We start from the raw sequence: 13,644 nt of genomic DNA, 5'->3' as shown, positions 1-13,644 counted from the left end.
GCGCTTGCCTACTCCACCTTCGCCGGCGCGGGCTGTGTGGCCGGCTGCAGCGAGGCCTGGTTGGTCGAGGCCTGGTTGGCAATGCGCGCGGCGTTGGCCATGCCGGCGAGCGCCGCGGCGCGCTTCTGGTCGTTGCTGCCGGGCTGCACCACGCCGGCCGACATGATCAGCGTCGCGGCATCCTCGGTGCTCATCTCGATCTCGATGATCTTGCTCTTCGGCACATAGAAGAAGAAGCCGGTGGTCGGGTTCGGCGCGCACGGCAGGAACACCGAAATATGCTCCTCCTCTCCGGGGAAGCTGGCGGCGAGCTCGGTGCTCGGCGCCTGCGAGATCAGCACGATCGACCACATGCCGGGCGATGGAAACTCGACCAGGCCGACGCGGCGGAAGCTCGAGCCGTTGCCGGAGAACAGCGTCTCGAACACCTGCTTCAGGCCGCGATAGATCGCGCGCACCGCAGGGATGCGGCCAAGCAGCCGTTCGCCGAGATCGACCAGGGTGCGCCCGATCAGGTTGGCGGTGAGGAAGCCGAGCAGCGTCAGCGCGATGACCGCGACGATCAGGCCGGAACCCGGCAGTCCGAACGGCAGATAGGTTTCCGGCCGGTAGGCCGTGGGCACGAACGGCCGGACCAGATTGTCGACCCAGTTCACGAACCACCAGGTCAGATACAGGGTGATCGCAACCGGCCCGGCCACCACGAGGCCGGTGAGGAAATAGTTGCGAAACCGCGCCATCAGCCCGCGCGGGGCATCCGGGGGCAATTCACCGGTCGAGGCGGGAGGCACTTGGTTGGAGGTCATTGCGGTTCCAAGGTCGTCGAAGCGGCGTCGGAGCGGCCGTAGTCCATCACCCAGCTAAGCCATTCTATCAGCTTTTTGAAGGGCCGCGTGAAGCCGCGGCTTGCGACTATTCGACCGTGACCGATTTGGCCAGATTCCGGGGCTGATCGACGTCGGTGCCCATCACGACAGCGGTATGATAGGCGAGCAGCTGCACCGGAACGGCGTAGACGATCGGCGCGAACGTCGCCCCCATGTCCGGCATCACGATCGTCACCAGCGACTGGATCGTCGCTTCCGCCGCGCCCTTGGCGTCGGTCATCAGGATGATCTTGCCGCCGCGGGCGGCGACCTCCTGCATGTTGGAGACGGTCTTCTCGAACACCTTGTCGTACGGCGCGATCACCACGACGGGCATGTGCTCGTCGATCAGCGCGATCGGCCCGTGCTTGAGCTCGCCGGCGGCATAGCCCTCGGCGTGGATGTAGGAGATTTCCTTCAGCTTCAGCGCGCCTTCCAGCGCCAGCGGATAGCTGGTGCCGCGGCCGAGATAGAGCACGTCGCGCGACTTCGAGATCTCGCGCGCCAGCTTCTCGATCTGCACTTCGGTGGTGAGCGCTTCCGACATCAGGCGCGGGATCTCGACCAGGCCATGCACCAGCTTGGCCTCGTCGGCATCGGACAGCTCGCCGCGCGCCTTGCCGGCGGCGACCGCGAGCGAGGCCAGCACCATCAGCTGGCACGTGAACGCCTTGGTCGAGGCCACGCCGATCTCGGGGCCGGCGAGCGTCTGCAGCACGGTCTCGCTCTCGCGCGCGATCGTCGAGGTCGGCACGTTGACGACCGAGAGCGTGTGCGCGCCCTGCGCCTTGGCGTAGCGCAGCGCCGCCAGCGTGTCGGCAGTCTCGCCCGACTGCGAGATGAAGACCGCAAGATCGCCCTTGCGCAACGGCGCCTCGCGGTAGCGGAATTCGGAGGCGACATCGAGCTCGACCGGCAGCCGCGCCAGCCGCTCCAGCCAGTATTTCGCGACGAAGCCGGCATAGCTCGCGGTGCCGCAGGCCGTGATCGAGATGCGCTGGATATCCTTGAAGTCGAACGGCAGTTTCACCGGCATGGTGACGCGCTCGGTCGCCATGTCGACATAGCGCGCCAGCGTGTGCCCGACCACTTCGGGCTGCTCGTGGATCTCCTTCGCCATGAAGTGGCGGTAGTTCGCCTTGTCGACCAGCGCCGTCGCCGTGGTGTGCTTGATCGCCTCGCGGTGGACGATGGCGTTGTCCTTGTCGAAGATCGTGGCGCCCTTGCGGTTCAGCACCACCCAGTCGCCGTCTTCGAGATAGCTGATCGTGTCGGTGAACGGCCCGAGCGCGATCGCATCGGAGCCGAGATACATCTCGCCCTCGCCATGGCCGACCGCGAGCGGCGGACCGTTGCGGGCGCCGATCATCAGGTCGTCCTCGCCGGCGAAGATGAAGCCGAGCGCGAACGCGCCGCGCAGCTGCGACAGCACAGCCCTCACCGCCTCGATCGGCTTGACGCCGCCCTTCAGCAGATTGTCGACCAGATGCACCACGACCTCGGTGTCGGTCTCGGTCGAGAACGCCGCGCCCTTGGCCTCGAGCTCCTCGCGCAGCTCGCGGAAATTCTCGATGATGCCGTTATGCACCACGGCGACGCGCTCGGTGGCGTGCGGATGCGCGTTGTTCTCGGTCGGCCGGCCGTGGGTGGCCCAGCGGGTGTGGCCGATGCCGGTGTGGCCGCCGAGCGGCTTGGCCTCGAGCCGGGCTTCGAGGTTCTTCAGCTTGCCCTCGGCGCGACGCCGCGCCAGGCCGCCATTCTCCAGCGTGGCAACACCGGCGGAATCATAGCCGCGATATTCCAGCCGCTTGAGCGAATCCACCAACTGCTCCGCGACCGGAGCGCGTCCAAGAATGCCGACGATGCCGCACATGCGGTTCAATATCCCCAAAAATCGCCGAAAATTTGCCAAAGCGGCGACACGGTCCCTTAACGGGAATCGCCGGCCGCAAGATACTCAATAATTATTGCCGATTGCGACAGTCTTAAACGGCAAGGTTGATGCGAAAGGCTGGTTAATCGGGGCTAACCATTTTGGCAAGAGTGCGTCAGCGGGGATCCGCCGGCGCTGGCCACGGTTTCGCCTCCCAAATCGTGGTCCATTCTTGACCCGCGCCGCACGCAGGCGCGCTGACCTCGACGCGAACCACGACAAAGCTTTCGCGATTGGTCACGTCCAGCCGATAGACATGCCGCAGGTGTCGGCTGGGACACAGGTCCGATCCGGTTTCGGCCTGAAACAAGCCGGCCTCCTCCCTCCATGTGATGAAACCCGGAGTGTCCGTCGTACCGAAGCCGTTCAGCGCGACGTACGGAAATTCCATTGGCTTTGGTCTGCTGACGTCGGAGAGATCGAACGCGCGATGCGATCCGGTCACGGAAAAGCGACAGAACATCAGCGCGAGACGGTGCCCGGCCACTTTCATGAAGCGAACCGGCAGCTTTTCGATATCGTCCCTGTATTTGCAGCCGGATTGCTCGGCCGCAAGCGCAAGCATCCTTGGCACCAGGGCCGGATCGGAAATTTCAAAGTCCGTGCGTCCATTGGCAAGGCTGCTCCATTCACGAAGCGCCTCGCGTCGTGCATTGATGCTCGAAGTTTCGTCGCCGCGTGCGACCGACACGAGCGACGGGCCGGCCGTGAGAAGACCTCCGAGCAGCACCTTGATCAATCCAGCGATCAGCCGCGCGCTCACGATTCCCATCCCCGGCCATGCAGCCAGACGTCGCGGCACGTAACCAGCATGCCGTGCAGTCCGTTCTTGAGGAAAAACAGATAGAGCGCGAACAGCAGCACGAAGCTGAGCCGATCGTCGCCCCAGGAAACGAACTCAGGTTGGTCGTGTGTCTTCCGGGACAGCACCGCCAGCTGTCCGGTCCCGGCCCATTGGCAGAGTCGCGCGGCGCTGAAGTACGTCACGAGGCTGCAAAAGACTCCAATCAAAGCGGTCGCAGCATGTTTGCGCATGACGTGTTTTGCCTCATCGCCTCCTAAGAGCGATGAAACCGCCGACGGCAAACGTCGTTAACCGCATCAATACGTCATTAACGCCTTTCGACGAGGCCAGCCGACGCCGGAGGTAGTCGGCGCTCCCAGAAGGTGCTCGGCGGCACGCCATGGCAGCGCATCCTCGGCACGCGGTAGAGACGCACCTGCGACCCCGGACCGGCGCGCGGCGATCCGGTCGACCTCCCAAATCACTGAAAATTTGCCGGCTCCGCGACACCCTCCCTTAACGAAGCATCGCCGGTCGCGCCGCGACATCTTCGCCGCAACCGGGCCCGGGCCAGAAAATGACATGGCGAACTGCCAACATCGGCCCCACGAAGATCGCGAAAGCCAATCACGCAGAAAGGTCGCCAATGACTGATGTCGCAGCTTCCGGCACGCCCACCTTCGAGGTCGAAACCGACGCGTCCAGGCGCTACTGGCACAACGGGAGCCACAACACGTTGCCGCCGCCGGACATGATGGGCGCTTACATGCGCAACCGTCCCGTGTCGATTCAGCCGGTCGAAGCCCGCAAGGCCTGGATCATCGGCAGCGGCATCGCGGGACTGGCCGCGGCCTTCTACATGATCCGCGACGGCGGCATGAAGGGCAACGACATCACCATTCTCGACACCATGCACATCGAGGGCGGCTCGCTCGACGGCGCCGGTGATCCCGAGAACGGCTACATCATTCGCGGCGGTCGCGAGATGAACTGGAACTACGACAATCTCTGGGACATGTTCCAGGACGTCCAGGCGCTGGAATTGCCAGAGGGTTACAGCGTTCTCGACGAATACCGGCTCGTCAACGACAACGATCCGAACTTCTCCAAGGCGCGGCTGATGCACAAGCGCGGCCAGATCCGCGACTTCTCGACGCTCGGCCTGTCGAAGCCGCAGCAATGGGAATTGATCCGCCTGCTGCTTAAGCGCAAGGAGGATCTCGACGACATCACCATCGAGCAGTACTTCAGCCCGGGCTTCCTCGAGACCAACTTCTGGTTCCTCTGGCGCTCGATGTTCGCCTTCGAGAACTGGCAGAGCCTGCTCGAAATGAAGCTCTACATGCATCGCTTCCTCGATGCGATCGACGGGCTGAGCGACATGTCGGCGCTGGTATTTCCGAAATACAACCAGTTCGACAGCTTCGTCCGTCCGCTGGTGACGCATCTGCGCGAGCGCGGCGTCAAGGTGCAGTTCGATACCCGCGCCCACGATCTCGACATCAAGGCCGACGGCGATGCCCGCACGGTCACCGCGATCCACGCCAAGGTGGGCGGCGCCGACACCACCATTCCGGTCGGTCCGAAAGATCTGGTCTTCGCGCTCACGGGATCGATGACCGAGGGCACCGCTTATGGCGACATGGACGATGCTCCGGTTCTTCAGCGCGGCAAGCATGATCCGGGTCAAGCCAGCGACTGGACGCTGTGGACGAACCTCGCGAAGAAATCGCCGATCTTCGGCAAGCCCGAGAAGTTCTACGGCAATGTCGACAAGTCGATGTGGGAGTCGGTCACGCTCACCTGCAAGCCGTCGCCCTTCGTCGACCGGCTGAAGGAGCTTTCAGTCAACGATCCCTATTCCGGCAAGACGGTCACCGGCGGGATCATCACCTTCACCGACTCCAATTGGGTGCTCAGCTTCACCTGCAACCGGCAGCCGCACTTTCCGACCCAGCCGAAGGACGTCCTGGTGGTCTGGGTCTACGCATTGCTGATGGACAAGGAGGGCAACTACGTCAAGAAGCCGATGCCGGCCTGCACCGGCCGCGAGATCCTGGCGGAGCTCTGCTACCACCTCGGCATCGAGGACAAGCTGGATGCGGTGGTGGCGAACACCAAGGCCCGCCTCGCCTTGATGCCCTACATCACCGCGATGTTCATGCCCCGCGCGGCGGGCGACCGGCCGCATCCCGTCCCCGCGGGCTGCACCAATCTGGGCCTGATGGGCCAGTTCGTGGAAACATCGAATGACATCATCTTCACGATGGACAGCTCGGTCCGCACCGCGCGGGTCGCGGTGTACACGCTGCTCAAACTCGCCAAGCAGGTGCCGGACATCAGCCCCACGCAATATGATATCCGGACCATCCTGAAGGGCGCCCGTGCCTTGAACAACAACGAACCGTTCCCGGGCGAACGCCTGCTGCACCGGCTGCTCGACAAGACCTACTACGCCCACATTCTTCCACCACTGCCCGAGCCCGATTCCACGCGGCGCGGCAGTGCCGAGCGCGAGCTGGCGGGACTTCCCGGCAAGGGCGATCAGGCGCTCGGCGCCATCATCGGCTGGCTGGAACGGATTCGAGAGAACATCTCGACCCGCAAGGGCTAGAGCACGATCCGCGAAAGTGCGATGCAACGCCGACGTCGATCCTTGCCGGACGCCCTAATGCTCAACCCGGTAGAGCCGCCATCGCTCCGGCACGCCTTTGAGCTGGTGCGCGCCGCGGTCCTTGAAGCGGATTTCGGACTTTGACATCAGGTCCTTGACGGCGCTCGAGACCAGCACTTCGCCGGCCCGCGCTTTCGCCGCGACGCGCGCGCCGATGTGAAACGCAAGACCGATCACCTCCGCCCCACTCACCTGGTATTCGCCCGCGTGCAGTCCAACCCTGATCTCCAGCCCCAACGTGCGCACGGACTCGCGGATTGCGGTCGCACAACGGATCCCGGCTGCCGGCGCGCGGAACGTCGCCAGCACCCCGTCTCCCGTCGTCACGACTTCCTTCCCCCGCAAGGCCTTCAGCTCCCTGCGCACAGCGACGTAGTAGTGATTCATCACCGTCGCCCAGCGCGTGTCGCCGAGCCGCGCGGCCTTTTCGGTGGATCGGACGATATCGACATAGAGGATGGTGGCAAGCGCCTGCTTGAGCTGCGAGTCCCGATCGGCGGTTCGGCGCCGGTTCGCGATATTCCCAGCCAGCGGTTCATAGCGATGGCTGCGTCGCCGCGCGATGGCGGCCTTGGTGTAGTCCTGGGCGCGCTGCACCGTGCGGCAGCGAATGGTTTTTTCCTGCGGTGGAAACGTCCAGTAGACCTTTCGCCCGTCGCCCGCGCCATCAACCTGCACGGCGCCCCACTTCAGGAAAACCGTCGAGCCGGCCCGTCGAATGCACCATGCCTTCGACGTGTATCCGGAAACGTTCGACTGATGGACTCCGATGCGAAGGAATTTTGGCATGAGCGTCCGGCCGATCGAAGAAGCGTTTGGCAGCCTACCCAGGGTAAAGCGTAGCCATACATTCCCGCGTTGGCAACGGTGCAGGTTTGCGGGCTATCGAGAATGCCGGACTTCGATGTTCGCATCGGGTCCCGCAAGCGGACGAAGGATTGTATGAGTCAGCACCAGCTCTTCGTCAGCTCCGGCAGTCGCGCCCCTGCCCGTTCAAACCCGCGTCGGCATCGACCGACAGAATTGCCGCGTCTTGCGTATCCGCTATTGGCTGCTCTGCATCGCGGAATCGCGCCGGGGTCAACCGGCTGCGGTCGACCGTCACGCCAAAGATGTCGAAGCGGTTGTAGTAGCCGACCACGTCATGAAACTGTTTCGGCTCGACGCAGCGATTGAGATCGATCTCCGCGTAGGCGATCCCCTCCTCGTCCTGCAATCCATCGCCGAACACGCTGCCCGTCGGATCGACGAAGAAGCTCGCCGCACGTGGCGTCTGGTCGATCACGTCGGCGATCGTTCGATCGCGTTCGATGAGGAAGGCGCGCATCGCCTGGTCCATGTAGCCTGCGGTGACGATCCCGAATACCTTGGCTTCGAAGCAGTGGGCGCTGGCCCGGATGCGGTTGGCGGCCACGTTGTCGAAATTGCCGCCGCCTGCCGGGCGCCGGGTGGGCCACATCGGCGGCCAGCTCGAAACGTGCACCTGCTCGCCCTGCGCCATCAGCGCGAAGCGGGCCAATGGATTGGTATTCTCGCCGCAAATCAACCCGCCGATCCGGCCCTGCCGCGTCTCCGCGACCTTAAGGCCCGCACCATCCCCTGACGACCACACCAGCTTCTCATAGAAGGTCGGAACCAGCTTGCGGTGATGGATCAGAATTTCTCCGGTCTCGCCGATCAGCAGGTTCGAGTTCCACAGCCCCCCGACGCTGACGGCGGAGCGCTCGCTGATGCCGATCGAGACCGTGACGCCGAGGGCGCGCGCCTCGGCGCAAAGCCGCGCCACCTCCGGTCCGTCCGCCAGCACGGATTGCTCCGCCATGCGCACGAACAGATCGTGGTTGTCGATCGGAGGCCACAGCGCGGCCCAGACCGGAAAGGCGGGAATATAGGTCTCGGGAAACGCGATCAGCTCGGCGCCGGCTCTGGCCGCCTCGCGAATGATGGCGATCGCCTTTTCGGTGGTCGCCCAGCTGTCGAGGAAGACGGGCGCGGCGTGGACGGCAGCAGCCTTGAAACGAGGGAGCATGTCGAAAATCCCGGCTAGGACTAAGGGAGCGAAGCGGTATCATCCTTGCCTTGCCGGCGTGCATGGGAATTGTCGCAAGGTCGGTTGCGAAGGATCGGAACCGCCACGCGCTGGAATGGGAATTGCTTTGCTGACAAGGGCCGCAATCTCAACGGCCGCAACCTGGAGGCAGATCATGTTCGACACGATCAACTGGGACGATCTGCGGGTGTTTCTCTGCGCCGCCCGCGCCGGCAATTTGAGCCAAACAGCAAAGCGGCTGCGGCTCGACCATTCCACCGTCAGCCGGCGCATCGCCCAGATGGAAGCCTCCCTCGGGGTGGCGGTGTTCGAACGCCACCGCACCGGGCTCAAGCTCAACGAAGTCGGCGAGCGGCTGTTGCGTCATGCCGAGCGGGTCGAGAGCGCGGTGATCGCCATTCGCGAGGAGGCCAGCGCCAGCGACACCCAGGAGCTCGTCGGGACCGTGCGGCTCGCCACCATGGAGGGGATCGCCTCGCTCTATCTGGCGCAACGCTTTGCCAGGCTGCGTCGCACCACGCCACAGCTCACCGTCGAACTCGTCACGTCCGCCCAGACGGTCTACGTCCATAAGCGCGAGGCCGATCTGTTCGTGTCCTTCTTCCGGCCACCTGGTCCCGGCCTGATCTCGGAGCGCATCGGCAAGTTTCGGCTCGGGCTATTCGCGAGCCAGGACTATCTCGACAGCCACGGGATGCCCGCAAGCCTGCGCGACCTGCAGCATCATTGGTTCGTGTCGTATATCGAGGACCTGATCCAGGTCGATTCGGTGCGCTGGCTCGCCGACGTCATCGAAGAGCCGAAAATCGCCTTCCACTCCAACAGCATGATCGCGCAGATGAACGCCGCGGCGGGCGGCCTCGGCATCGTGATGCTTCCGAGCTTTGCCACCAGGGACCGGCCCGACCTGATGCCCGTGCTGCCCGCCCTCGCCGGCACCGTTCGCGAGGTCTGGCTCAACGTCCACAGCGACCTGCAATTCGCCCCGCGCATCCGCGCCGTCCGCGCCTTCCTGAAAAATACCCTGAAGCAGGATCCCGACATGCAGGTCACGCTGGCCGATGTCGTGCCGCAGCCGCGCACAGTAGATTGCAAAAATCCATAATTCCCTTCCGTCAGACCCCGGCTGAAGCTCGTCCGGTTGGCGCAAGCAGAGCGCGCTGAAGTTTTGAGGGGGCCGATATGAACGTGGTTATTCCCGGCAATGCCGATCCGGCGCAGAGCGGCGGCGCATTGGCCAAGAAAGCGGCCGAGCAACTGGCCAAAAAACTGGCCAAGAAGCGGCTGACCGTCGCGCTCGTTCTGAGCGTCGCGATGATCGCGATCTATTTCGGCTTCATGGGGCTTTTCGCGTTCGACAAGCCGCTGCTCGGCACCATCCTGATGCCCGGCCTGTCGCTTTGCATCGTGCTCGGCCCGCTCGTCATCATCTCTTCCTTCGTGCTCTGCCTGATCTACGTGCTGTGGGCGAACCGGGTGTTCGACGCAGGCGTTCGCGAGCTACGCTAGGGGGACAGGCAAATGGGCAGCAGCACGCTTTCGATCGGGTTCTTCTTCGCTTTCATGACGCTGACGCTGGCGATCACCTATTGGGCTGCGCGGCGCACGCGCACCACCGAGCACTTTTTTGCCGCCGGCGGCAAGGTCACGCCGTGGCAGAACGGCTGGGCACTCGCGGGAGACTTCCTCAGCGCCGCGGCCCTGCTCGGAATTGCCGGCATCGTCACCTCGAACGGCTTCGACGGCATGATCTATTCGATCGGGTGGCTGGTCGGCTGGCCGATCATTCTGTTCCTGATCGTCGAACCTTTGCGCAATGTCGGCCGCTTCACCTTCGCCGACGTCGTGGCCTATCGCCTGCGCCAGCGCCCGGTGCGCCTCGCCGGCGCCATCGGTACGCTTGCCGTGATCCTGTTCTACCTCATCGCCCAGATGGTCGCGACAGGATCGCTGATCAAGCTGCTGTTCGGCCTGCCCTACACCTGGTCGGTCATCGTCGTCGGCAGCGTGATGCTGGTCTATGTGCTGTTCGGCGGCATGTTGGCGACGACCTGGGTGCAGGTGGTCAAGGCCGTGCTGCTGATGGGCGGCGGCATCCTGCTCGCCTTCCTCGTGTTGACCCATTTCGACATGAACCCGCTGAAGCTGTTCGCCGCGGCGTCCGAGAAATACGGCACCAAGGTGCTGCAGCCGGGATCGAAGGTGGTCTCGGGTCAATGGGATGCCATCTCGCTCGGGCTCGGCCTGATGTTCGGCACCGCCGCGATGCCGCATGTGCTGATGCGGGCCTATACGGTGAAGGATTCCAAAGCCGCACGGCTGTCGATCCTCTATGCCACCGGCCTGATCGGCGTCTTTCATCTCATGGTCTTCATCATCGGCTTCGGCGCCATGGTGCTGGTCGGCCCCGAGGCAGTGGCCAAGGCCGGAGGCGGCGGCAACATGGCAGCGCCCCTGCTCGCACTCACCGTCGGCGGCAATGCGTTCTTCGGCTTCATCTGTGCGGTCGCGTTCGCGACCATGCTCGCGGTCGTCGCGGGGCTGACGCTGTCGGGCGTCGCCACGCTCTGCCACGACGTCTGGACCAATGTGATCCGGAACGGCACCGCTCAGGAGGCCGAGCAGCTCAAGGTCGCGCGGGTCGCGACCGTTCTGATTTCCATCCTCGCCATCGGCCTGGGCATCGCGTTCGAAGGCCAGAATGTCGCCTTCATGGCGGGACTTGCGTTCTCGATCGCCTGCGCCGCCAACTTCCCTTCGCTCGTGCTCGCCATCACCTGGCGCCACTTCACGACGCCTGCTGCCGTGGCGAGCATCCTCGTCGGCACGCTGAGCTCGCTGGTGCTGATCTATCTGTCGCCGACCATCCAGGTCGACATTCTCGGCAAGCCGCTCGCCGCGGTCGAGCATCAATGGTGGTTCGTGTCGCTGCGCAATCCCGCGATCATCAGCATGCCGCTATCCTTTGCGGTCGCGATCCTGCTGTCGCTGGTGACACGGGAGAAGAACGCAAACCTCGCCTTTGACGAGATGCAGCGGCGCATCCTGCTCGGACCGGTCCAGCCGAACACCGACGAGCCGCGCCAGGCGAAGAATGCGGCATGAACCGCGGCAACCGATCGACGTTGCGATCGGCCTGTCGCGAACCCCGTCGCCCGATACGCACATGTGACTCACGGATCGCGCAACACGTTGGCTGTCGTCCCGGCGAAAGCCGGGACCCATAACCACCGATGGTCATTGCTTCACGATGCTGGAACGACGAGTCCTGTCCCCAACTTCCGCTGCGGAGTATGGGTCCCGGCTTTCGCCGGGACGACACCTTATCGTTGAGACAGGCTCGCAAATATGTCGCGAGAAGATCACTTCCCCTTCGCGGCCTTCTCCTTCAGCTTCGCCGTGCGGTAGCGCGCGGCGCCGCCTTCGCGGATGGACTGCTCGCTGCGCTCGAGCGCCATCGCATCGTCGGGAACATCCTTGGTGATCACCGAGCCCGAGCCGATATAGGCGCCCTTGCCGATCGTGACCGGCGCGACCAGCGACGTATTGGTGCCGATGAAGGCGCCCTCGCCGATCAGCGTCTTGTGCTTGAGGAAGCCGTCATAGTTGCAGGTGATGGTGCCGGCACCGAGGTTGGAATTGGCACCGACATGGGCGTCGCCGACATAGGAGAGATGGTTGACCTTGACCCCGGCCTCCAGCCTCGAACCCTTGGTCTCGACGAAATTGCCGATCTTCACGCCGTCGCCGAGGGAAGTGCCGGGCCGCAGCCGCGCGTAGGGTCCGAGCTCCACCTTCTTGCCGAGCGTAGCCTGGGTGATGTGCGAGAAGGAATGGATCACGGCGCCGTCGTCGATCGAAACGCCCGGTCCGATCACCACGAATGGCTCGATCGTGACGTCCTTGCCGAATTTGGTGTCGGCGGCGAGATAGACGGTCTCCGGTGCGATCAGGGTCACGCCGGCCTCGAGCGCCTGCTTGCGCAGCCGCGCCTGCATCACGGCCTCGGCCTCGGCGAGCTGCGCCTTGGTGTTGATGCCGCGCACTTCGTCTTCGCTGGTCTCGATCACGACGGCCTCCAGTCCGAGTTCCCTGACGATGCCGACGGCATCGGTCAGATAATATTCGCCCTTGGCGTTGGCGTTGCCGATCTTCTCGATGATCGCGAGCGCCTTCTTGCCGTCGAACGCCATCACGCCGGCATTGCACAGCGTGATCTTGCGCTCTTCGGCACTGGCATCGGCCTGCTCGCGGATCGCAACCAGCTTGCCGTTCTCGACCACCAGCCGGCCGTAGCCGGTCGGGTCGGCGGCATGGAAGCCGAGCACCGCAAGCGCCGCGCCGTCGCGCAGCGGCGCGCGCATACGGGCAAAGGTCTCGGCCGAGATCAGCGGCGTGTCGCCGAATGCGATCAAGAGGTCGTCGGCGCCGCGGGCGATCGCCTCGCGCGCCGCCAGCACCGCATGCGCGGTGCCGAGCCGCACGCGCTGCACGAAGGCCTGCACGTCGGGCCGCACCCGGCGCGCCTCGGCGGCGACCGCCTCGTGGTCCGGGCCGACCACGACTGCCAGCTGCGATCCCTCGCCGGAGGCCGCGGCGTCGAGCACATGCGCCAGCAGCGGCTGCCCGGCCACGGGGTGCAGCACCTTCGGCAGCGACGAGCGCATCCGCGTGCCCTCACCGGCCGCAAGCACCACTGTCAGGCTCGTTCGCGCAGTCATTCGCAATCCTCGATGTCGCGCGCAGTTCGCTGCGCAAAGCTTTCTTCGAGGCCGTCTTTAATTGTTTTCCCCGGCAGAAGAAACCGATTCGCCTCCGGGGCGCTCCGGATTCAAGTTCCCGGTCCATTTCCTGTTAATCTTTGCCTCGTGATTCGGCGGGCCTTGAGGAGGGCCAAGCGGGCTTTGGCCAAAGATCGCGACAATCTGGCGGCGGAATTCGACACCGAGAGCACCACCGGCTTTTTGGCCGAGGAGGAAGCTCTGGATCGCCGCATGCTGTGGCGGCTCGGCTCGTGGGGCGTCGCCGCGGTCGGCGCCGTCACCGTCGCGGTGATGGCCAACCAGTCGGCGCTGACGCTGCGGCGCGACCAGGTCGCCGCCGCGGACATTGCACGACAGGCCCAGCAGTTGCAGACGCTGGCGAAGGAGAGCCACAACGAGACGCGCCGGCTGGCGTCCGCGATCGATACGCTCAACGGCGACCGCGACCGGCTGTATTCACGCGTCACCACGCTGGAGCAGGGTCTCGACTCCGTGACCGGCGCGATCGCGAGGCAGCCGCCGACACCCATGGCGGCACCATCACCCTTGGCAGCGGCGCCCGGTGCCAAGGGTG

The 13,644-nt window shown here is 64.5% G+C and carries 11 protein-coding genes and 1 pseudogene; 5 read left to right on the top strand and 7 right to left on the bottom strand.

Translation table 11 applies throughout. From position 1 onward, the window contains the following. Positions 1-8 precede the first annotated feature (8 nt). From AC1VNY_RS11635 to AC1VNY_RS11620, 4 genes are all read right to left on the bottom strand, one after another. Complete coding sequence (locus tag AC1VNY_RS11635; RefSeq protein ID WP_482405254.1) at positions 9-806, bottom strand: DUF502 domain-containing protein; 798 nt, start codon at positions 804-806, stop codon at positions 9-11. A gap of 106 nt (positions 807-912) precedes the next feature. Further along, positions 913-2,739 (bottom strand): glutamine--fructose-6-phosphate transaminase (isomerizing), encoded by a 1,827-nt coding sequence (glmS, locus tag AC1VNY_RS11630; RefSeq protein WP_028340707.1) that lies wholly within the window; start codon positions 2,737-2,739, stop codon positions 913-915. Positions 2,740-2,914: 175 nt separating this feature from the next. Beyond that, entirely contained in the window at positions 2,915-3,562 is a 648-nt protein-coding gene (locus tag AC1VNY_RS11625; protein WP_482405253.1) for a hypothetical protein, read from the bottom strand. Further along, a complete protein-coding gene (locus AC1VNY_RS11620; RefSeq protein ID WP_482405252.1) occupies positions 3,559-3,834 on the bottom strand; it encodes a hypothetical protein in 276 nt (91 codons plus the stop codon). Before AC1VNY_RS11620 ends, AC1VNY_RS11625 begins: the two co-directional genes overlap by 4 nt. A 395-nt stretch (positions 3,835-4,229) precedes the next feature. Here AC1VNY_RS11620 and AC1VNY_RS11615 point away from each other — a divergent pair, with 395 nt between their 5' ends. Next, a complete protein-coding gene (locus tag AC1VNY_RS11615; RefSeq protein WP_482405251.1) occupies positions 4,230-6,197 on the top strand; it encodes an oleate hydratase in 1,968 nt (655 codons plus the stop codon). 54 nt (positions 6,198-6,251) lie between these two features. Here AC1VNY_RS11615 and AC1VNY_RS11610 read toward each other — a convergent pair whose 3' ends face one another. Next, the gene (locus AC1VNY_RS11610) at positions 6,252-7,046 is read right to left on the bottom strand and encodes an adenylate/guanylate cyclase domain-containing protein (protein ID WP_038376465.1); all 795 of its coding nucleotides are present in this window, start codon (positions 7,044-7,046) and stop codon (positions 6,252-6,254) included. A gap of 175 nt (positions 7,047-7,221) precedes the next feature. Further along, entirely contained in the window at positions 7,222-8,286 is a 1,065-nt protein-coding gene (locus AC1VNY_RS11605; protein ID WP_482405250.1) for a carbon-nitrogen hydrolase family protein, read from the bottom strand. 175 nt (positions 8,287-8,461) lie between these two features. Between AC1VNY_RS11605 and AC1VNY_RS11600 the strand changes: the two genes are divergently transcribed. The 3 genes from AC1VNY_RS11600 to AC1VNY_RS11590 all read left to right on the top strand — a co-directional run bounded on the left by AC1VNY_RS11600 (position 8,462) and on the right by AC1VNY_RS11590 (position 11,412). Next, entirely contained in the window at positions 8,462-9,412 is a 951-nt protein-coding gene (locus AC1VNY_RS11600; RefSeq protein WP_482405249.1) for a LysR family transcriptional regulator, read from the top strand. A gap of 77 nt (positions 9,413-9,489) precedes the next feature. After that, complete coding sequence (locus AC1VNY_RS11595) at positions 9,490-9,816, top strand: DUF485 domain-containing protein (protein ID WP_482405248.1); 327 nt, start codon at positions 9,490-9,492, stop codon at positions 9,814-9,816. A 12-nt stretch (positions 9,817-9,828) separates the two neighbouring features. Continuing rightward, positions 9,829-11,412 (top strand): solute symporter family protein, encoded by a 1,584-nt coding sequence (locus AC1VNY_RS11590; RefSeq protein ID WP_482405247.1) that lies wholly within the window; start codon positions 9,829-9,831, stop codon positions 11,410-11,412. A gap of 257 nt (positions 11,413-11,669) precedes the next feature. Here AC1VNY_RS11590 and glmU read toward each other — a convergent pair whose 3' ends face one another. Continuing rightward, positions 11,670-13,028 (bottom strand): bifunctional UDP-N-acetylglucosamine diphosphorylase/glucosamine-1-phosphate N-acetyltransferase GlmU, encoded by a 1,359-nt coding sequence (glmU, locus tag AC1VNY_RS11585; protein ID WP_482405246.1) that lies wholly within the window; start codon positions 13,026-13,028, stop codon positions 11,670-11,672. Positions 13,029-13,211: 183 nt separating this feature from the next. Here glmU and AC1VNY_RS11580 point away from each other — a divergent pair. After that, positions 13,212-13,644, top strand: a pseudogene (locus tag AC1VNY_RS11580) (hypothetical protein); the annotation flags it as partial.

It is taken from the genome of Bradyrhizobium ferriligni, from assembly GCF_056837965.1.
This window is presented reverse-complemented; position numbering and strand designations above follow the sequence as displayed.